The sequence below is a fragment of the Leeuwenhoekiella parthenopeia genome, assembly GCF_020782115.1.
GTDB lineage: Bacteria > Bacteroidota > Bacteroidia > Flavobacteriales > Flavobacteriaceae > Leeuwenhoekiella > Leeuwenhoekiella parthenopeia.
In genome coordinates this window covers 12,024-31,848 of record NZ_JAJGMW010000011.1, presented here as the reverse complement: position 1 = coordinate 31,848, position 19,825 = coordinate 12,024, and the positions used below count along the sequence as shown (strand labels likewise).

General features: G+C 44.7%; 16 protein-coding genes. 12 read left to right on the top strand and 4 right to left on the bottom strand.

Annotated features, from left to right (window positions below; translation table 11 throughout):
• Positions 1-182: 182 nt before the first annotated feature.
• The 3 genes from LLW17_RS09700 (at position 183) to LLW17_RS09690 (ending at position 2,688) form a co-directional block, all read left to right on the top strand.
• The gene (locus tag LLW17_RS09700; RefSeq protein ID WP_228230059.1) at positions 183-632 is read left to right on the top strand and encodes a KTSC domain-containing protein; all 450 of its coding nucleotides are present in this window, start codon (positions 183-185) and stop codon (positions 630-632) included.
• A 9-nt stretch (positions 633-641) separates the two neighbouring features.
• Positions 642-1,502, top strand: coding sequence for a DMT family transporter (locus tag LLW17_RS09695; RefSeq protein WP_228230058.1), 861 nt, complete (start codon positions 642-644; stop codon positions 1,500-1,502).
• Positions 1,503-1,632: 130 nt separating this feature from the next.
• A complete protein-coding gene (locus LLW17_RS09690) occupies positions 1,633-2,688 on the top strand; it encodes an NAD(P)-dependent alcohol dehydrogenase (RefSeq protein WP_228230057.1) in 1,056 nt (351 codons plus the stop codon).
• Between the two features lie 74 nt (positions 2,689-2,762).
• Here the strand turns inward: LLW17_RS09690 and treS are convergent, their stop codons facing one another.
• On the bottom strand, positions 2,763-6,071 hold the full coding sequence (gene treS / locus LLW17_RS09685) for a maltose alpha-D-glucosyltransferase (protein ID WP_228230056.1): 3,309 nt from the start codon (positions 6,069-6,071) through the stop codon (positions 2,763-2,765).
• Positions 6,072-6,554: 483 nt separating this feature from the next.
• On the opposite strand from treS, the gene LLW17_RS09680 reads away from it, so the two are divergent.
• From LLW17_RS09680 to lpxD, 4 genes are all read left to right on the top strand, one after another.
• The gene (locus tag LLW17_RS09680; protein ID WP_228230166.1) at positions 6,555-6,749 is read left to right on the top strand and encodes a cold-shock protein; all 195 of its coding nucleotides are present in this window, start codon (positions 6,555-6,557) and stop codon (positions 6,747-6,749) included.
• A 105-nt stretch (positions 6,750-6,854) separates the two neighbouring features.
• Positions 6,855-7,421: a Crp/Fnr family transcriptional regulator gene (locus tag LLW17_RS09675; protein WP_228230055.1), complete on the top strand. Its 567-nt coding sequence runs from the start codon at positions 6,855-6,857 to the stop codon at positions 7,419-7,421.
• Between the two features lie 108 nt (positions 7,422-7,529).
• Entirely contained in the window at positions 7,530-9,845 is a 2,316-nt protein-coding gene (locus LLW17_RS09670; RefSeq protein ID WP_228230054.1) for a beta-glucosidase, read from the top strand.
• Between the two features lie 229 nt (positions 9,846-10,074).
• Complete coding sequence (gene lpxD / locus LLW17_RS09665) at positions 10,075-11,067, top strand: UDP-3-O-(3-hydroxymyristoyl)glucosamine N-acyltransferase (protein WP_228230053.1); 993 nt, start codon at positions 10,075-10,077, stop codon at positions 11,065-11,067.
• Here lpxD and LLW17_RS09660 read toward each other — a convergent pair.
• The 3 genes from LLW17_RS09660 to LLW17_RS09650 all read right to left on the bottom strand — a co-directional run bounded on the left by LLW17_RS09660 (position 11,064) and on the right by LLW17_RS09650 (position 15,690).
• Positions 11,064-11,966, bottom strand: a complete 903-nt coding sequence (locus LLW17_RS09660) for a DUF6268 family outer membrane beta-barrel protein (RefSeq protein ID WP_228230052.1) — start codon at positions 11,964-11,966, stop codon at positions 11,064-11,066. The two genes, lpxD and LLW17_RS09660, sit on opposite strands and share 4 nt — an antisense overlap.
• Before the next feature lie 192 nt (positions 11,967-12,158).
• On the bottom strand, positions 12,159-15,290 hold the full coding sequence (locus LLW17_RS09655) for a VPS10 domain-containing protein (protein ID WP_228230051.1): 3,132 nt from the start codon (positions 15,288-15,290) through the stop codon (positions 12,159-12,161).
• Positions 15,291-15,411: 121 nt separating this feature from the next.
• Positions 15,412-15,690, bottom strand: coding sequence for a hypothetical protein (locus LLW17_RS09650; protein WP_228230050.1), 279 nt, complete (start codon positions 15,688-15,690; stop codon positions 15,412-15,414).
• A 340-nt stretch (positions 15,691-16,030) separates the two neighbouring features.
• Between LLW17_RS09650 and LLW17_RS09645 the strand changes: the two genes are divergently transcribed.
• The 5 genes from LLW17_RS09645 to LLW17_RS09625 all read left to right on the top strand — a co-directional run bounded on the left by LLW17_RS09645 (position 16,031) and on the right by LLW17_RS09625 (position 19,784).
• Complete coding sequence (locus LLW17_RS09645) at positions 16,031-16,567, top strand: Hcp family type VI secretion system effector (protein ID WP_228230049.1); 537 nt, start codon at positions 16,031-16,033, stop codon at positions 16,565-16,567.
• Between the two features lie 131 nt (positions 16,568-16,698).
• A complete protein-coding gene (locus LLW17_RS09640; protein ID WP_228230048.1) occupies positions 16,699-18,261 on the top strand; it encodes a protein adenylyltransferase SelO in 1,563 nt (520 codons plus the stop codon).
• Positions 18,261-18,515: a peptide methionine sulfoxide reductase gene (locus LLW17_RS09635; RefSeq protein WP_228230047.1), complete on the top strand. Its 255-nt coding sequence runs from the start codon at positions 18,261-18,263 to the stop codon at positions 18,513-18,515. The genes LLW17_RS09640 and LLW17_RS09635 overlap by 1 nt, the downstream gene beginning before the upstream one ends.
• A complete protein-coding gene (locus LLW17_RS09630) occupies positions 18,508-19,014 on the top strand; it encodes a peptide-methionine (S)-S-oxide reductase (protein WP_228230046.1) in 507 nt (168 codons plus the stop codon). The genes LLW17_RS09635 and LLW17_RS09630 overlap by 8 nt, the downstream gene beginning before the upstream one ends.
• A 98-nt stretch (positions 19,015-19,112) precedes the next feature.
• On the top strand, positions 19,113-19,784 hold the full coding sequence (locus LLW17_RS09625) for a ferredoxin reductase domain-containing protein (RefSeq protein ID WP_228230045.1): 672 nt from the start codon (positions 19,113-19,115) through the stop codon (positions 19,782-19,784).
• The last annotated feature ends 41 nt before the right edge of the window (positions 19,785-19,825 follow it).

Sequence of the window (19,825 nt, the reverse complement as noted above, 5' to 3'; positions counted from 1 at the left end):
TCCATTTTCAGGGAACTTGGTGAAAACGCCGGGAGTGTTTGCTTAAGTTGAAGGTTCAAGCTGTTATAAATCAGATATTAACCAATTCGTAATCTGATACTTATGCAGATTTAGAATAAAAGCTGCTTTCAGGTTTTTGGTAGCCAAAATAACCTAACTTCGCGCCTTCTTAAAAAAACGCTATGAAACGTATTACCGCTTACCGCAAACTGTTTAATACCGATAAAGATGCAGACCTGAAGCAGCTTAAATCGGCTTACCGCAATCTGGTTAAAGAATGGCATCCGGATAAGTTTCAGGAAGGAGATGCGCGTAAAGAGGAAGCCGAACTGAAAAGTCGCGAGATCATAGACGCCTATCATTTTCTGGTAAGTATTGCTCCAGAGACTCACGCGGCAAACAAAGAGGTGTATACAGAGACCATCACACAATCGGGTATCGCAGATTACCAGCACAAGGGTTTGGTTCTTGAAATCACCTTTACCGACGGCAGCACCTATGAATATTTTGGTATCGCAAAACCTGTATTTCTAAAATTCCACAATGCGGGGAATCAGGTGCGTTTCGCAAAGCGAAATATTTACAACTCCTTCTTATACCGAAAATCAAAGCGTTATTTGCAGGAAGCCTAACAGATTGTAATGGCTAAAAAAGCGATTTATGCGGTTATTCTGGCTGCTTGCATAGCCGGGCTTAACGGTATTTTGATCAAAAAAATGCCTGCTTTGTCTACCGGAGCGATCGGCTGGTTTAGAGCGGGTATTCCGGTGCTGTTTTTGCTTCCGGGTCTTATAAGGGCTAATGATTTTAAGGTTAAGGGCAATTACAAAATGCTCCTTTTAGCTTCGGGTATCAATGCCTTGCGGATGTACTTTTACCTTATCGCTTTTATTTACACCTCTATAGGCAATGCGGTCGTACTGTTCTACATCTATCCGCTTTTTATAACCCTGATAGAATCGCTAATCTATAAAGCACCCATCAAAAAGGCTCAGATTTACCTGATGCTTCTTGCTTTTACGGGTATTGTATTTACCTACTTAAACAAGCCCTTCAGTTTTGAATCTAAAGATTTTATTGGGATGCTCGCCGCTCTTGCAGCCGCTGTGGGTTACGCATTTTTTGTAAGCCTGTTTAAGAGACAAACTGTGCACTGCAACCGCAATCAATTGCTGTTTTATCAAAATATAGCAGGAGCCGTTGTGTTTCTTCCATTTTTGTTTGGTATTGAAAATCCGGTACCAGAACAATTGGGCATTGCGGTGTTTTACGCACTTTTGATTGGGATTGTGGTATTCAGCCTGTTCTTTTTCGGCTTAAAACATCTTAACGCAACCACGGCTGCCTCGCTGATGTATCTGGAGATTTTGAGTGCCATTATCTACAGCTATTTTTTGCTGGGCGAAAAACTAACCTGGAATACCTATCTGGGCGGAAGCCTGATCCTCATCAGCAGCTTTTTCATCTCAAGGATCAATAAAACGGTGACTTCAAAATCTTGAGCTTTTAATACTTCGTCTTTAAAAAATTAACCTGAGTGAATCTTCCGCGTTAAACTTAGTTTAAAACCCCCGTTGCTACTTGCCAAGGCTTTAATATAAGCGTAATTTAATGCTCAAAGTAAAAATAATTATGAGCGAAGTAAAAGCATACGGGGCAGCAGATCCCAAAGCAGATTTAAAACAAATAAATATTGAACGCCGCGAGGTTAAGCCGCGTGACGTCAAAATTAAAATTACCTATTGCGGTGTATGCCATAGTGATATTCACACGGTACGCAACGACTGGGGCAACTCTAAATATCCGGTAGTTCCTGGACACGAAATCATAGGTGAAGTGCTAGAAGTGGGTAGCGAGGTAAGCAATTTTAAAGTTGGTCAAACCGTAGGTGTAGGCTGTATGGTAGATTCCTGCCGCGAGTGTGAGCCTTGTAAGCACGATCTGGAGCAATTTTGTGAAGAAGGAATGGTAGGTACTTATAACGGTAAAGATAAACATCTGGGAGGTCATACTTTTGGTGGTTATTCCGAAGAAATTATTGTAGATCACTATTACGTGTTAAGTGTACCGGACAATCTGGATACTAAAGCAGTAGCTCCCTTACTTTGTGCCGGTATTACCACGTTTTCTCCGTTAAACCACTGGAAAGTAAGTAAAGGCGATAAAGTAGGCGTGATTGGTCTTGGCGGACTAGGGCATATGGGAATCAAATTTGCTCACGCGATGGGAGCTCACGTGGTGATGATCACCACCAGCCCTGAGAAAGCCGAAGATGCCAAGCGTTTAGGTGCAGACGAGGTATTGATTTCTAAAGATAAGGATGCCATGAAAAAACATCAGGGCAGTTTTGACTTTTTGCTGAATACCGTTCCGGTTGGGCACGACATTAATCCGTATTTACAATTGTTGAAAATAGATTCAACGATGTGTATGGTGGGAGCAATAGAGCCTTTACCTGATGTTCACGGCGGTAACCTGATTATGGGACGTAAAAATGTAGCAGGATCCCTTATTGGTGGTATCAAGGAAACTCAGGAAATGCTTGACTTCTGTGGAAAGCATGACGTGGTTAGTGATATCGAACTGATTGACATCAACACCATAAACGAGGCTTACGAACGTGTGGTTGACGGCGACGTTAAATACCGTTTTGTGATTGATATGGAATCCTTACGCAACGCAAACTAAAAGAAGGTTTATATCCATTAAAAAACCCCGTAAATCAACTGATTTACGGGGTTTTTTCTATTTAGATGTGAAATTTATTTGCAGGCATCCAACACCGCCTGAATACCACGCAGGGGCACCAGCGACCAGTGCGGACGGTTATTGAGCTCGTAATTGAGTTCCATAATGGCTTTTTCAAGCATAAAGGTTTCCAAAAGAACGGTAAAATCACGCGTATTTGAAGGAATCAAATTTGAATTCTCAAGCGTATCGCAATAGCCTTTCAAAAAGAAACGGGTCATATAATAAAACCAGAGTTCGGCCCATTTTTCCAGCTCAGACTCACGGTATTCATCGGCATAATTGATTTGCATAAACGGCGTATAAGCCGCATAATGAAGGGATCTTATCATCGAGGCCACATCCCGCAGACCTGACCGTAGAATACGCCGCTCGCTAAAGGGTCGGGTAGGCTCACCTTCAAAGTTAATGATGATATAATCTTTACCCGTCCACAGCAATTGCTCCAGATGGTAATCGCCGTGTGTGCGTATTTTAAGCGTATCAAGCTTGTGATCAAATACCCGTTTAAAGCAGGCTGAAATCTCACTTTTTCGCTTTAAAACAGCTTCAGCTTCCTGCTGAATGCCTTCGGGAAGACTGGGTATTGATTTCTTTAGATTTTCAAAAGTCTCCCGGGTAAGACTTTGTAACGATGAGTAGAGCGAGCGCTGATAGTGCAGCGAAAACTCTTCGTGTTCAAAGCCCTTTTGATTTTTATTACTGGCCAAAGCCTGATGCATTTCGGCACTACGCTGGCCCAAAAGGCTAATGCGTTCGGGCAATAGACTGTCTACCAGTTCCTGATCGCGCTCGTTCAATTCCTCAAAAGTGAGTTTCTCGAGTCGGGATTCGATCTTAAACTCAGGTTCGTCTTCCACAGCCGTGGTTTCTACACGTTCCATATAGCGATGGGCTGCATCTTTGGCATTTTCCCAGGCAGTACCGGTGTTGGTTACCAAATCCTGCATCATACCCAAAACCGGATCGCTGTTACGCGGTGTTTTGTACCGAATACTGCCCATATATAAAGGCGTATTGTCAAATTGTACGGTTTCGGTCAGGAATTTTGAAATCTCCGCATCGGGATTGATCGTGCTGTCTAATCTGCGGTATAATTTTAAAAAGTACCGGTGATCATAAATGATCGAAGTATTGCTGCGGCGGCTTTCGATCAAACGCGAGGCAACCTCTTTGATATCAGAGTCCGGTGCGGTTTTGCCCTTATCAAAAATCATTGCTTCCTTACCGGATTTCAGGGTTTTACCCTGTTGCAGACTGTAAAACAAGAACTCGCGATAGGCAGGTACGTGAACGGCATCGACTAAGAACCCTTCCTCTTTACCCAGTTTTAATTGGGCGACCCGGCCTTTTTCAGGAATTTCTTCAAGTATTTTCTCGTGCGAACTCGCCACAAAAGCCAGTGGAAACTGGTAAATTTCCGGCAGACCTTCATTATAAGTAACGTCTACGATTAAATTTTTAACCGGAATTTCGTCTACATCCAGATCTATTCTATTGGCAACGCTAATGCCCTGAATGATGCGGTTGCGGTCTGTAAACCAATATTTTCCTTTAAAATAACGCGGGAAAACTTTAGTCTCAAGTGCCTGAAGCACTTTGGTCTCAAACAACTGCTCCCAGCTGTTGGCTTTTATTTCGGGCAAGGGCCCATCCTGAATTTGCACATCTGCCTTGGTTAGCGAAAACCAGTAATAACCGTGTGGCGCCAGGGTGAAGAGATACGGTCTTGAGCTTATACGCGGAAATTTATTATGGCTAAAGACTTCCATCGGAATATAATCTTTAAACTCATCGAGTTCCAGTTCTACCGCTTGTGAAAAACGCGAGAGGTTTGCGATTACCAGAATGTTTTCGTCCCCATAACTACGCGTAAAAGCCAGAATCTTGGAGTTGGAAGGAGAGAAGAACTTGATATCACCCCGCCCGAAGGCTTTAAAACTCTTACGCATATTTAAGATACGCTTCATCCACCACAATAGCGAGGATGGATTGATTTGCTGAGATTCTACGTTAACCGTTTGGGAATTGTACTGCGGGTCTATGATTGTAGGCAGGTACAGCTTTTGCGGGTTTGCCATTGAGAAACCGGCATTGCGGTCTGCCGTCCACTGCATAGGTGTGCGTACCCCGTCACGGTCACCCAGATAAAAATTATCACCCATCCCGATCTCATCCCCGTAATACATCACGGGTGTTCCCGGAAGGGAGAAAAGCAAAACATTCATCAGCTCGATCTTGCTACGGTTGTTATCGAGCAGGGGAGCCAGACGGCGTCTGATACCCACGTTGATTTTTGCCTTGGGATCCTGAGAATACACTTTGTACATATAATCCCGTTCCTCATCGGTGACCATCTCAAGGGTGAGTTCGTCGTGATTTCTCAGGAAAATCGCCCACTGGCAACTCTCTGGAATATCGGGAGTCTGGTCTATGATATCGATAATGGGATAGCGGTCTTCCATTTTTACCGCCATAAACATACGCGGCATAATGGGGAAGTGGTAGTTCATATGACACTCGTCACCTTCTCCAAAGTAGGCCGCAGAATCTTCGGGCCACATATTGGCTTCTGCCAGAAGAAGCTTATTGTCGTATTTATCGTCAATGCGCTTGCGCAATTTTTTTAGGAAATCGTGTGTTTCCGGCAGGTTTTCACAATTGGTGCCATCGCGTTCAAAGAGATAGGGCACGGCATCAAGCCTAAACCCGTCAACGCCCAGATCGCACCAGAAATCCATTATATTAAAGACTTCTTCCTGCACATCGGGATTGTCAAAATTCAAATCGGGCTGGTGGGCAAAAAAGCGGTGCCAGTAATACTCGCCTGCAACCGGGTCCCAACTCCAGTTTGAAGGTTCGGTGTCTGTAAAAATAATTCGGGCATCCTTGTATTTTTCAACACTGTCACTCCACACGTAATAGTTGCGGTATTTAGAACCTGCCGGAGCTTTTCGCGCCCGCTGAAACCACTCGTGCTGGTCTGAAGTATGATTGATTACCAGTTCGGTAATAACTTTAAGACCGCGATTGTGCGCCTCCTCAACTAAACGTTTAAAATCTTCAATCTCGCCGTAAGAGGGATTGATGCTGTAATAGTCTGCGATGTCATACCCGTCATCACGCAGGGGTGAGGGGTAGAAGGGAAGCAGCCAGATGGCCGTAATACCCAGTTCTTCGAGATAATCTAATTTTTGAAGCAAGCCTTCAAAATCCCCAATTCCGTCGCCATTACTATCAAAAAATGCCTTAATGTGCAGTTCGTAAATTACTGCGTCTTTATACCAGTTTTTCTGATCGTGCGGAAGAATAGGGTGTGTCATAAGTTTAGATTGTATTTAATTATTAAAAAATATGCGAAAGCAAAAAAGCTGCAACAACTTTAAATTTAACAAACAGGAGGCAAAAAGGTCGTTAAATAAAGAATAAAGCTTTGCGGGGGATAGTGCGAGGGGCTCTTTTTAGGCTGTTTTTAAGATATTTAAAAGATAATTAGGTATTTTGACGCTAAGACCAATAATTAGTCTACCTTTACCCCAGTAAACGCAGATAGGTTTTCTGTGTATTCTATAAGTTCAGTACTTTTTTTAAGTTATTACCGCTCTCGAGGCAAGTTTCCATTCTGAAACAGGTGAATTTTTTCACACTATTCTTCACAATACTACTTCTTCTTTAACTGTATTCTAAGATTCTTATCAAGTACCTGTAAACCCGGTTTCAGGACTGTTTTGCCTGAAGTCTAATAAGATGATATGAATAAAATAAAACGCTTTTTAAATAAATTAATTAATAATAGAGTAACTACAATGAAAGAAGGAACAGTAAAATTTTTCAATAATTCAAAAGGATTTGGATTTATCAATCCTGAGGGGTCTAACGAAGATATTTTCGTACATTCAAGCGGCTTAATTGACGAAGTACGTGAAAATGACCGCGTAGAATTTGAAACTGAAAGAGGTAAAAAAGGAATCAATGCAATCAACGTTCGCGTTATTGACTAAGTCCATATTTTATAAATTTATGAAAGCCTTCCTTGTGAGGGCTTTTTTTATGCGCTATTTTAACCCTTCAACAACACCGGTTGTTAACCGGGCAACAGGCAGACCGTGATTCCGCAATTTTTAAAAAGACTTCAGGAATTTTCTCCCCTTAGTGAGGCCACTCAGGCCGAACTACAGCAATACCTTTCGGTCGTAGAAATTCCTAAAGGCGAATTCATTTTAAAGCATCACGAAGTTTGCCGGTATATTTTTTATATCGAAAAGGGATTTGCACGTCAATATTATTTTAGGGACGGAAAGGAAATCACCGAATGGTTTGCAGGCACACACGAGTTTTGTTTTTCAATAAGCAGCTATTTTGACGCTACGCCCAGCAACCTGCTTATCGAAGCCGTTGAAGAAAGTACCGTAATACGCCTGCATCGCGATGGAATTTTGCAACTGAGCAAGACCAATCCCGAAATCGCGCAGTTAGCTTTGGGTATGTTTGCCCGGTCGCTTAAATTCTCCCAGCTACGCACCGAAAGTATTCTTTTTCAATCGGCACGCGATCGCTATTTACATCTTTTAGAAACCAAACCCTACGTGATTCAGAAGGTTTCACTTGCGCACATCGCTTCTTTTTTGGGTATTTCGCAGGAAACCCTGAGCCGCATCCGTGCAAAAATTTAAGTTTTATCCTGAGAATTCCACATTTTAAGAGCTTCATTTTGATTATTTGACAAATGTCAAAGGATTCCTAGTATTAGAATTTCATATTTGGTTTAAAATATACCTCTTATGAAAAAACACCTTTTATACCTCCTGCTTTTGAGTTGTGCAGCACTTTCTGCTCAAAAGAACACGCAGGAACTTATTGATGAACTCACCCTCGACGAAAAAATCTATTTCTTAATTGGAACCGGCATGGAAGTTCCGGGGCTCCCGGAAGACTCAAAACCGGCAATGGCCGTAGTAGGTGCTACAAAAAACGAAGTTGCCGGTGCTGCCGGAACGAGTTATGCTGTGCCCCGATTAGCTATTCCGGCAGTGGTATTTGCCGACGGTCCTGCGGGAATTCGCATCAGTCCGCAGCGCGATACCAATCCCGGGCAAACCTTTTATGCCACTGCCTTCCCAACAGCGAGCAGCCTCTCATCAACCTGGAATACCGGTCTTGCCGCTCAGGTAGGCGAAGCTTTTGGTATTGAAGGCCGCGATTATGGTGTCGATTTCCTCCTGGCACCTGCGCTTAATATTCACCGGAATCCGTTAGGCGGACGTAATTTTGAATATTATTCTGAAGATCCCGTGCTTGGCGGAATGATCACAGCCGGATTTGTAAACGGCGTACAAGCAACAGGCCTGGGTGCGACCATCAAGCATTTTGTGGCAAACAATTCGGAAACCAATCGTACGGCTCTTAACACCGTAGTAAGCGAGCGAGCCTTGCGGGAAATATACCTGCGTGGATTCAAGATTGCTCTGGATCACAGCGATCCCTGGGCGGTTATGTCTTCCTATAACAAGATCAACGGAACCTACGCTTCTGAAAATGAAGAACTGCTTACCCAATTACTTCGCGAAGAATGGGGTTACCAGGGCTTTGTAATGACCGATTGGTTTGCAGGTACAGACGCTGTGGCTCAGGTAAAAGCAGGTAACGATCTGCTGATGCCGGGAACGGGCGCTCAGTTTAAAGCCCTAAAAGCTGCTGTTGAAGCCGGCGAACTGGATGAAGCCATTATAGACCGTAATCTTACGGCCATCTTAAATACCTATCAAAAGACTTTTGCCTTTAAAGGATATGAACCTTCGGGAATTACAGATCTGGAAGGACATAAAGCCATTGCCCGCCAGGCAGCAACTGAAGGTATGGTTTTACTGAAGAATGAAAAGGAAAGTCTTCCGCTGGTAACCGGACGCAAGGTGGCTCTTTTTGGATCGGCCTCTTACGAAACCATCGCCGGAGGAACCGGTAGCGGGGATGTGAATAAAGCCTATAGTATTTCGGTATTGGAAGGCTTAAAGGCTGCAAATGTGAAATTAGATGAACAACTGCTTTCTGATTATGAGATTTATATGAAAGCCGAACGTGCAAAAATTCCACCTAAGGCGCTATTTTTTCTGAAAGACGAGCTGGTTCCTGAAAAATCCTTTTCGGCAGCAGAGCTTAACAAGCTGGCCGAAACCAATGATGTGGCAGTATTCACGCTTGGCAGAACCTCAGGCGAGTTTCAGGATCGTGCAGAAGCAGATGATTTTCTGCTTACCGAAACTGAAAAAGAACTGCTCACCAATTTGAAACGCGCTTTCTCCGGGCCCGGGAAAAGTCTTGTTGTGGTTCTCAATATTGGCGGGGTCATCGAGACCGAATTTTTAAAAGAAACAGCAGACGCAATCCTGCTGGCCTGGCAACCGGGACAGGAAGGCGGTAACGCGATCGCAGATGTACTTACCGGTACGGTTAATCCTTCCGGGAAATTGCCGGTGACTTTTCCTGTACAACTGGCCGATGTGGCTTCATCAAAGAACTTTCCGGGTAGCGTGCTCGATCCCGATGCCGAAAAACCTGCTAATCCGCTACAGGGTGTGCCTTCCGAAGAAATCTATGAAGAAGGGATTTACGTGGGTTACCGCTATTTCGACTCCTTTGAGGTGCCGGTTTCGTATCCTTTTGGTTATGGACTTTCGTACACCAGCTTCGCGTATGCTGATTTAAAGGTTACAGAAACTGCTGAAGGTGTACAATTACAATTTAGCATCACCAATACAGGAAAAACAGCCGGAAAGGAAATCGCGCAGGTTTATGTTGCAGCTCCGCAAACCGGTCTGGAAAAACCTGCAAAAGAATTAAAAGCTTTTGCGAAAACAGATTTACTCAATCCTGCGGAATCAGAAACGGTGACACTTACAATCAACAGGGGTGACCTGGCTTCATACGATGACGAGGCTCACGCCTGGATTCTGGAAGCAGGTGACTACACCTTTAACATCGCGGCATCGGTAACCGATTTAAAACTGCAGACCACAGTAAACCAACCCGAAAAAGTGCTTAGAAAAACAAAAGCCCTTCTCACTCCTAAAGTGTCAATACCTGTTTTTTCTAAGAACTAGACATCTGTTTCAAAAAACGATTGTCGTTTTTAGTGAACCGGTTTTGTGCAAAAAGCAACTCGTATCGAGTTGCTTTTTTAATTTTGGCTCATTTTCAACTTTTTATATTTACCTTTCGCGCACTTCAAACGGGTTAGCACCTGCTTTTAGACAACACTGGTTATCTACCTTGAGCAGATTTGCAAGGCACTTAGCTTCAATTTTGAACTACCGCTTAAACCCTTTAATCATGAAAAGTTTTTCACTAAACCAGCTTGCAGCTTTGCTCAACGCCGAAATTTCTGAAAACAGCACGCAACAATTTACCGGTTTAAACCATCTGGATGCTGCCACATCAGACCAGGTCAGTTTTATCGGTTCGTCTAAATACTCGAAGAATTACGCGGCCTCAGGAGCGGGAGCGGTGGTAATCAACGAGAATCTGAAACATTTGGTTTCCGGTGCTATTCCGCTTTTGGTGGTAAAGAATGCTGATTTGGCAATGGCCAAATTACTAAGCCTTTATGAACCCGATGCTCCCGAATTTGAAACCGAAATCAGCGACCGGGCTTACATTCATCCCACAGCACAAGTCGGATCCGGTTGTAAAATAGGCCCCGGTTGTTACGTGGGTGCGCGTACCGTGCTTGCCGAAGGTGTAACACTCTATCCAAACGTCACGATTCTTGATGACTGCAGCATTGGTACCAGGACTACCATTTGGTCCGGAACTGTAATCCGGGAACGTTCGGTCGTTGGTGCCTTTTGTATTTTTCACAACAACGTGAGTATCGGGGCAGACGGTTTTGGATACCGCCCGGCAGATGACGGCAGCGGTCTGGTCAAGATTGTTCATATTGGTAATGTGATCATTGGGAATGGAGTAGAAATTGGTGCCAACTCGTGTGTAGATCGCGCAAAATTTGCTTCAACCATTGTGGGTGACGGTTGTAAGATTGACAATCTGGTACAGATTGCGCACAACTGTATTCTGGGAAGGTGCTGCATTATGGCAGGTCATAGCGGACTCGCCGGTTCGGTAACGCTGGGGGATGGTGTTGTTATAGGCGGAAGCGCTTCGATAAAAGATCATACCACCATTCACAGCGGGGCAGTGGTAGCAGCAGGCTCGGGAGTGATGGGCGATGTGGCAGCCGGAAAAACGGTTTTGGGATATCCGGCGACAGATTCACGAGATAAACTTCGCGAATGGGCTGCCGTACGGAAACTGGGTAAAGCTTAAAGCGGAAAACGATACAGCAATTCCAGCTTAAACAAAGCCCCTTTAGCAAGAGGCGTATTCAACTGATTGCGATCATCACCCAAAAAGAACAGACTCAATCCCAAATCAACCTGATCATCTTCTTCAAAAGCTTTATACGTTCGCGTAATGCTATACCCGGCTTTGGCTTTTAAAAACAGATTTTTGGCCACCGGATAGCGCAGGTAGGCAAAAAATTCCGTGGTGTTTTTGACGAAATAAACGTTTTCGGTATTGAAAACAGGATCACCCAGGGCGTAACTGGAGGTAAGGCCGTTTACATCTCCGCCAATATTCAATTTATCGCTCAGCATATAGTTCATATCCCCGTTTATGGTCGTGATATAGGCTTCAAAGCGCTTGCTGGGGCTCAGATAATAAAAACCAGCATAAGGGACCAGAAACGGACCAAATTCTTCGGTATTGGCATACAAACCAAACTTCCAGCTGAAGTTTTCATTCTTCTTTAAAGTAGCCAGTGCGAGCCCGCCCAACTGAAAACCTCTGCCTGTCATCGCATCGAGTTGCGTTGCCAGTTTTGGAATAACCAGATAGGTAATGGCAAGCCGGTCTGAATACCGGTGATTAAAGCCTAAAGCAAGTCCCAGAGAGGCAAATGTGTATTCCTGTGGAATTGTAGGGTCTATGCGAAGCGTATTCGATTCCACTAAAAGCGTGCTGATAAAGGTATTTTTTTCGTCTAAAACCCTGGGAAAGGTAAACTGAAACTCCAGTTCGCTCACCGCTGTAGACTGGTTGCTGTTTTCAAAATCGTTTTGCGGCGTGATGCTGTAAGACAGATTGGCGATATCCACATAGTTTTGCGCGTAGCTCGTAAACGAAGCGGCAAGTAGCAAAGCAAACGGAAGGTGTTTTCTCATTTGACGAATATAACTAAAAATAAAAACGGCTGACTAAAAAGTACAGGCTAGATATCAAACTGCCCACATGCTTCAGGAATCGAAGTTTGTGAGGGTAATTATCAAACCGTCTTCGACAGGCTCAGACTGACAGTCAAACAGCTTTCAACTTCTAGAAAATCATTAAAATAATTATCAATCCAAATCAGTGTTCTACTTCACCCGAATAGCACCAATCCCGGCCTCCCAGAGACTGGTATTATATTGTGGTATACGCGTATTAAGTAGCGTATTTCCTGCTGCTTTCAGTTCCTGCCATTCGGCATTTAAGAGTTTTAGTTGTTCCAGATTTGAGGCGTTTACGCGGGGAATACTGCTTTCGGTTTGATTGAGTAAAAACATATAATTTGCGGTAAACTTGTTTTCGAAATTCTCCACATCATCGTAAGCTTTTGACTTGCGTTGCACCATTTTTTCATCCCATTCCTCCAGATCGGCGATCAGCTTTTTACCGGTTTCCTGAACTTCCTCAGGAAGGCTTTCTCTGGTTTTAAGCAAAGCGGAAAGTTGATCCTGAGCGCTTTTCAGCCTATTCACCAGTTCGTGCATTTCAGTGACCTTAGCTTCCATTTCGTTCATTACGCGGTCGTATTCGGCAAATTGTGCCGCAGGAATATCGAGATTGGGATTCGGCTGAATCACCGCAGCAACAGTTTCGGTTTGACCACCATAGTCTAAAGTGATGTTATACGTACCCGGCGCTACCTTGTGCCCCGAATAACCGGCTTCGATATACACCTCTTCAACACCCGGAAGACCTGAATGTCTTCCATCCCAGACAAAGCGATTCAATCCTTTATGCTTGCTAAGAGTTGGGACGGGTGAAGGGCCGCCTGCATAGGATTTAAAGTTTTCGTCCGCTTCCGAAGAAAAACGCGTGATAAGTTTGCCCTGAGCATCGCGTATGCTCAATTGCAGTGCTGTAGTATCGGTCACTTTAGGCAGGTTGTAATACAATACCACTCCGTTTGCAGGATTTACTCCGGCGTCATCGGCGGTTCCGTCAAAGTCCGGAATACTCCCGTTTAAAGCGCTGTACCAGCTTCCGTAAACCGATGCTTCGGGTTCGTAAAGCTGAAAGTCAGCCTTTTTGTTTTCATAGTTGGCTAAAAGCTTGAGGTCATCGAGTATCCAGAACGAGCGGCCTGAAGTGGCAACAATCAAATCTCCACGATGCACTTTCAAATCGGTAACAGGCGTCATCGGAAGGTTTAACTGCAGGGATTTCCAGGTTTTCCCGGCGTCAAAAGATACGTAAACACCCTGTTCAGTCCCGGCATAAAGCAGGCCTTTGCGGTCTGCATCTTCGCGCACCACTCGGGTGTATGCCCCATAGGGAATCCCGCTGCTGATGTTTGACCAGCTTTTACCGTAATCTGTGGTTTTATAAATCGCCGGGGTATAATCATTAAACTTGTAGCGGGTAGTGGCGATATAGGCGGTAGCAGGATCGTGTGGCGACACCTCAATTGCGTTAATCAGGGTTTCCTCAAGGCCTTTGGGCGTAATATTCTGCCAGCTTTTGCCATTATCCCGTGTGAGGTGCACCAGACCGTCATCACTTCCGGTATAGAAAACACCTGCTTCGTGAGGCGATTCGATCAGGTAGCTGATGGTCCCGTAATTTTCGGCACCAACGGCTTCAACCGTGTAAGGACCTCCGCCTTTCCCTTGTTTAGCGTCGATATTTCGGGTAAGATCAGGTGAAAATTCAGTCCAGGTTTTTCCCATATCGCTGGTTTTTAAAACCAGTTGGGCGGCGTGGTAAACGGTTCCGGGTTCGTGCTGTGACCAGATGATGGGGGCATTCCAGTTGTACAGGTATTTCATATCGTGCGCGGCTTTCCCCAAATACTGAATAGGAGCCGCCATGATGTTTGTACTCATTTTGGTTTCGGTATCCAAAACTTCAATGGTTCCCAGATAGCTTCCACCATACACATATCGCGGATCATCGGGATCGAAAGCCAAAAAGGCGCTCTCACCACCCGCTGAAGCCGACCAGTTTTCGCGACCAATGCCTCCGCTTCCCGGAGCCATACTGGCAATTTTTACCGAAGAATTATCCTGCTGCCCGGCATAAATATTATAAGGATACAGGTTATCGGTATTGATGCGGTAAAACTGCGCGGTAGGCATATTGTCCTGAGTCGACCAGCTTTCACCGTAGTTATAGGAGATCGCAGCGCCACCGTCGTTACCAATCACCATATTTTTAGAATTTGCCGGGTTGATCCACAAATCGTGATAGTCGCCGTGGGTACCGGAGAGGCTTTCCCAGGTTTTTCCGCCATCGGTTGAACGTAAGGCAGGAGCACTCAACACATACACGGTGTTTTCTGCGGAAGGATCTGCAAAAACCTCAGTATAATACCAGGCGCGCTGGGTAAGACGGTTATCGCCGCTAACCATATTCCAGCTTTTACCGGCATCATTTGAAACGAAAAGTCCGCCTTTATCCTGCTGGCTGTCGCTTTCAATAAGCGCATATACCTTATCGGGATTGGCCCGGCTTACTGCAATCGCCATTTTCCCTTTTTCCTCAGGAAGGCCGTTGTGATTGGTATCCCAGGTTTTTCCGGCATCGGTAGATTTGTAAAGTGCGCTGCCCGGGCCACCGCTGATCATTTTCCAGGGTGTGCGCTGATGCTCCCACATCGAGGCATACAACACATTGGGATTGTGAATATCCATAGAAAGTTCGTTAGCTCCCGTTTGCTCATTTACAAACAGAATTTGTTCCCAGCTTTCGCCGCCGTTTGTGCTTTTGTAAACCCCGCGTTCGGCCGTTGGGCCCTGCATAGCGCCCTGAGCAGCCACGTAAACCACATCCGGATTTTTAGGATCTATTACAATTCGCGCGATTTGCTGGGTTTTGGTAAGACCAATGTGCTTCCAGGATTTTCCGGCATCGGTTGATTTATAAACCCCATCCCCGTAGGATGTCATCACCCCTCGAATGGCGTGTTCGCCCATTCCCACATAAATCACATTAGGATCAGACTCCGATACCGCCACGGCACCCACCGAACCGGTCTTAAAGAACCCGTCTGAGATGTTGTACCAGTGCTGCCCGGCATCGGTGGTTTTCCACAAACCGCCACCGGTGGTTCCCATATAATAGGTGAGGGGATCGCCCACCACACCGCTAACCGAATTGCTGCGCCCGCCTCTGAATGGACCTATGCTTCGGTATTTTACGGGTTTAAAATAATCGTTAAGTTCCTGCGCTGCCGCGCTAAAGCCAATGAGAAGGAGTAGGGAGAAATAGTATTTGATTTTCATAAGATCAACCGGTTAAGGATTAGTATTTAAAAATAGAATTTATTAAAGTTCCTAAAGGTTGCATCCATAAAAAAAGCGACCCAAGTGGATCGCTTTTAAAAATGCTGTGAAAAAAGAGGTCTTAGTTTGCGATTTTCTCAACTTCGCGCTCTACGTCTTTCTTAAATTTCTTGGTATCATTACCGGTAATTTTATGCTCTACTTCATCGTAAGCTTCTTTTACCTTGATTTCAGCGTCGGTATAGGTTTCTTTTAATTTGCTGCCCAAATCATTGATCTTTCCTTTGATTTTAGCTTTTTCTTCTTCGCTTGCGTTTTTATATTTCCACCATGCAAAAAGTCCACCGGCTAAACCTAAAACTGCTGCTGCTATTCCTGTATTCTGTTTTCTAGTTGTCATAATCAAGTGTTTTAATGTTACACACTAAAATAGGCAAAGCTTGTTCCAACCGCCTAGTTGTCAGTCAACTTTACAATAACTTTAATAGTTGCATCCCTCAATTCAATGATTCTCTTAAATTTTTAAGATTCGATTTCAGGACTAGTGTCATTTTAGGTACTGACACCTCGTTTTAAGACAGGTTCTTGCTGCCTGGCCTGTATACAGGCATTTTCTTTGGTAATTTCAGGAAATTTCCCCTGTAGGAAAGGGTTAAGTAGCCGCTGTTTTCATCAACATAAGCCCGTATTTTTAATTCCTTTAGAAATAACCTGACCAACTAACAACTTAAAAACTCCTTATGAAGACTTGCTTAACACTTTTCCTGCTGATTCTGGCAACTGTGACCCTTCAGGCACAAACTCAGATGTATTTAGAAATTCCCGGTATTGAGGGAGAATCTTCGGTGAACCGCTTTGAAGATCAAATTGTGATTGATGCCTTTGTTTTTTCGGCTGAAAGCCCAAAATCAAAAGTAGTGTCGGGCAGAACGCGCAGTACGGTGCAATTTTCAGGAATGAATATCGCCAAGAAAACCGATGCAGCTACAAATCCTATGCTTCAGGCGCTTACCCGCAATCAGCGATTTGACGAGATGGTACTAAGCCTCATCAATACATCCGGTGCTCAGGGTGCGGCTCCGTATTTGGTCTATACCTTATCTAACGTGGTGATTTCATCTTATGATGTAGAAGTTACTCTGGAAGACTCAAAACCCCGTGAATCCTGGATTTTAGAATATGAAACCCTCAACGCCGTTTACACAAAAATGGAACGGGATGGCTCGGCGGGAGACACTAACGAGTTTGAATACAAAATCAAAACCGCACAAAATTAGTCCTAAACCGAAGACGCTGATTGAGAATCCCTGACAGAAACCTGACAGGGATTTTTTAGTTTTTAAGACAGGAATGGGTGCGATGACCGACAACCCTTTTAAAACCCGTAGTTTTGCATAAAACCTTCGCAATGGATTTTAAACTCAACAATCGCTTTTCACAAAAACTTCCGGCTGATCCCAATACCGAAAATTCACGACGTCAGGTAACTGAAGGCTTTTACTCCTTTGTAAACCCAAGGAAAACCGGCAAGCCACAATTACTGCATGTTTCTGAAGAAATGCGGGAAGAATTGGGCCTTTTACAATCTGATGTTCAGTCTGATGAATTTTTAAATCTGATGACCGGTAACAGCGTTTTGCCCGAAACCAAACCCTATGCGATGCTTTATGGCGGACATCAGTTTGGGAACTGGGCCGGCCAGTTGGGAGACGGGCGAGCCATTAATCTTTTTGAAACGGAAGGTAAGACCGGTCACTGGGCGCTACAGCTCAAAGGAGCAGGGGAGACGCCTTACTCGCGCAGTGCAGACGGTCTGGCGGTTTTACGCTCTTCTATACGCGAATATTTGATGAGTGAAGCGATGTATCATCTGGGCGTTCCTACCACGCGGGCTTTGTCGCTGGCACTTACCGGTGACCCGGTACTCCGCGATGTGATGTACGACGGAAATCCCGCTTACGAAAAAGGGGCGGTCGTTTGCCGCGTGGCAGAATCCTTTTTGCGCTTTGGCAATTATCAAATCTTTACCGCCCGAAATAATATAAAAGGTCTTCAACAGTTGGTCGACTACACCATCGAAGCGCATTTTCCGCATTTGGGTAAACCTTCTAAAGACGTGTACCTTCAGTTTTTTGATGAAGTAACCCGGCGCACGCTCGATTTGATGATACACTGGCAGCGTGTGGGTTTTGTTCACGGCGTTATGAATACCGATAATATGAGCATTTTGGGACTGACGATAGATTACGGACCCTACGGCTGGCTCGAAGGTTTTGACTGGGGCTGGACGCCCAATACGACAGACCGGCAGCATAAGCGGTATCGTTATGGCAACCAGCCGAATATAGGGTTGTGGAATTTATACCAACTCGCCAATGCGCTCTATCCGCTGGTGGATGAATCTGAAGGTTTTGAGGAAATCCTTGACCGTTATAAAAGCGGTTACGCCACAAAATCGCTCGAAATGATGGCCGGTAAACTAGGATTGCAAAACGCCGGGGAAGCCGATTTAGAACTCATTGCCGATCTGGAAGCCTGTCTGCAGCTTACCGAAACTGATATGACGATCTTCTTCCGCAAACTGGGTGATTTTGAAAAGGATGCTTCCGTAAATGGATTTGACCTGATTTCCGATGCTTTTTATAATGCCGAAGAGCTTACCGGAGCTGTCAAAACGCAATGGAACGCCTGGTTTTCCGCCTACGCGAAAAGAATTCAAAATCAAAACCTTACCGATGAAGCCCGAAGTGCGGCCATGAACCGGGTGAATCCCAAATACGTGCTGCGCAACTACATGGCTCAGCTTGCGATTGATGCCGCAGATGAGGGCGATTACAGGCTGATTGATGAATTGTATGAGCTGCTTAAAAAGCCCTACGACGAACAGCCCGAAAACGGAAAATGGTTTGCCAAAAGACCCGAATGGGCGCGGGATAAGGTAGGTTGTTCCATGCTTTCGTGCAGTTCGTAATGAAGCTTAAATCCCTGATATCCCTTATTCCTGAAGGTTATTCGGAAGGCAGCTATAACGGCCGGAAATACGGCATTACCCGTACCGGCTTCAATGCCGGAAAAAGCTTTAAAGTCTATGCGGAAGAGTTGGGCGGCACCGATTTTATAAGTCTAAATTTTTATGAAACTAAAAGCGGCGAACTGCTTAAACCCTGCGAAATGCCCGAGGCTAAAGTGATCGCGTTTTTAAAGGAAGTAAAATGGAATGACTGACTCTCTGCAAAAAATAGCCCTTGGTGGTGGATGCCACTGGTGTACTGAAGCGGTATTTCAGTCCCTGCTTGGTGTAAGCCGGGTAGAGCAAGGCTACGTAGCAGCCACAGAGGATGAAGCCTGGTTTTCGGAAGGGGTGATCGTGCATTTTGATGCCGAAAAGCTTCCTCTTCCGGTTTTGCTGGAAGTGCACTTGCGTACGCACAAAAGCACTTCGGCACACAGTTTTAGAGACCGGTACCGCTCTGCGATTTATACATTTTCGGCTATACAAAAAACGAAAGCACAAGGTATTCTGGAAGAACTGCAGCAGCATTTTGAAGCCCCGCTTGTAACCCGGGTTTTGGATTTTTCGGCCTTTAAAGCATCGCGGGAAAGTCTGCACAACTATTACCGTTCTGATCCCGATAAACCTTTTTGTATCAATTACATAAACCCGAAACTTAAACTGTTGCTTCAAGAGTTTAGCACGTACTTTAATGCTTCGTATCTGCGCTAAGATGGATTATGCTTTTGGTAAAATTTTAACGCAGACATTAAGAAAACCTTGGTAGTCAGGCCCGCTTTGAGTGTGTATTTTTAAGGAAAAACCAAACTATGAGCACTGTAAAAATCAAGGAAATTCATTTTATAAATCACGATGTCCTGCACATCGCAACCGAAAAACCTGAGAATTTTAGTTTTGAGCCGGGGCAGGCAACCGAGGTAGCCATAAATAAACCCGATTGGAAAGATGAAAAGCGCCCGTTTACATTTACCAATCTTCCCGAAAACGAAAATCTGGAATTTACCATTAAAACCTATCCCGAGCATTATGGTGTAACCGAACAACTGGGCAAACTTATTCCGGGAGACGAGTTGATTATTGGCGATTCCTGGGGAGCCATAAATTATGAGGGGCCGGGTGTGTTTCTTGCCGGCGGAGCAGGTATTACGCCTTTTTTGTCCATTTTCAAAAAGCTGGATAAAGAGCAGAAACTAGCCGGAAACAAGCTGATTTTCGGCAATAAAAAGAAAGAGGATATCATTTACGCAGCAGAACTCGAGAAAATGCTGGGCGATGATTTTATCAATATTCTTTCAGATGAAAAAGATTCCCGCTATGCCAGCGGTTATATCGATAAGGAGTTTATCAAAAAGCACATCAATACCACCACGCTCAAGAAATTTTATGTGTGCGGACCGCCACCGATGATGGATGCGGTTCTCGAAGATTTAAAAGCTCTGGGAGTCACAGAAGAGCGCATCGTGATGGAGGCCATGGAATAAGGATTTTCTTAGTTTCACAGCGAAAATCTGCCTCATTTTAT

Excerpts from the sequence above, each read along its gene's own strand:
- LLW17_RS09700 (WP_228230059.1), top strand. The coding sequence starts at position 183 with ATGAAACGTATTACCGCTTACCGCAAACTGTTTAATACCGATAAAGAT.
- LLW17_RS09695 (WP_228230058.1), top strand. The coding sequence starts at position 642 with ATGGCTAAAAAAGCGATTTATGCGGTTATTCTGGCTGCTTGCATAGCC.
- LLW17_RS09690 (WP_228230057.1), top strand. The coding sequence starts at position 1,633 with ATGAGCGAAGTAAAAGCATACGGGGCAGCAGATCCCAAAGCAGATTTA.
- treS (WP_228230056.1), bottom strand. The coding sequence starts at position 6,071 with ATGACACACCCTATTCTTCCGCACGATCAGAAAAACTGGTATAAAGAC.
- LLW17_RS09680 (WP_228230166.1), top strand. The coding sequence starts at position 6,555 with ATGAAAGAAGGAACAGTAAAATTTTTCAATAATTCAAAAGGATTTGGA.
- LLW17_RS09670 (WP_228230054.1), top strand. The coding sequence starts at position 7,530 with ATGAAAAAACACCTTTTATACCTCCTGCTTTTGAGTTGTGCAGCACTT.
- lpxD (WP_228230053.1), top strand. The coding sequence starts at position 10,075 with ATGAAAAGTTTTTCACTAAACCAGCTTGCAGCTTTGCTCAACGCCGAA.
- LLW17_RS09660 (WP_228230052.1), bottom strand. The coding sequence starts at position 11,966 with ATGAGAAAACACCTTCCGTTTGCTTTGCTACTTGCCGCTTCGTTTACG.
- LLW17_RS09655 (WP_228230051.1), bottom strand. The coding sequence starts at position 15,290 with ATGAAAATCAAATACTATTTCTCCCTACTCCTTCTCATTGGCTTTAGC.
- LLW17_RS09650 (WP_228230050.1), bottom strand. The coding sequence starts at position 15,690 with ATGACAACTAGAAAACAGAATACAGGAATAGCAGCAGCAGTTTTAGGT.
- LLW17_RS09645 (WP_228230049.1), top strand. The coding sequence starts at position 16,031 with ATGAAGACTTGCTTAACACTTTTCCTGCTGATTCTGGCAACTGTGACC.
- LLW17_RS09640 (WP_228230048.1), top strand. The coding sequence starts at position 16,699 with ATGGATTTTAAACTCAACAATCGCTTTTCACAAAAACTTCCGGCTGAT.
- LLW17_RS09635 (WP_228230047.1), top strand. The coding sequence starts at position 18,261 with ATGAAGCTTAAATCCCTGATATCCCTTATTCCTGAAGGTTATTCGGAA.
- LLW17_RS09630 (WP_228230046.1), top strand. The coding sequence starts at position 18,508 with ATGACTGACTCTCTGCAAAAAATAGCCCTTGGTGGTGGATGCCACTGG.
- LLW17_RS09625 (WP_228230045.1), top strand. The coding sequence starts at position 19,113 with ATGAGCACTGTAAAAATCAAGGAAATTCATTTTATAAATCACGATGTC.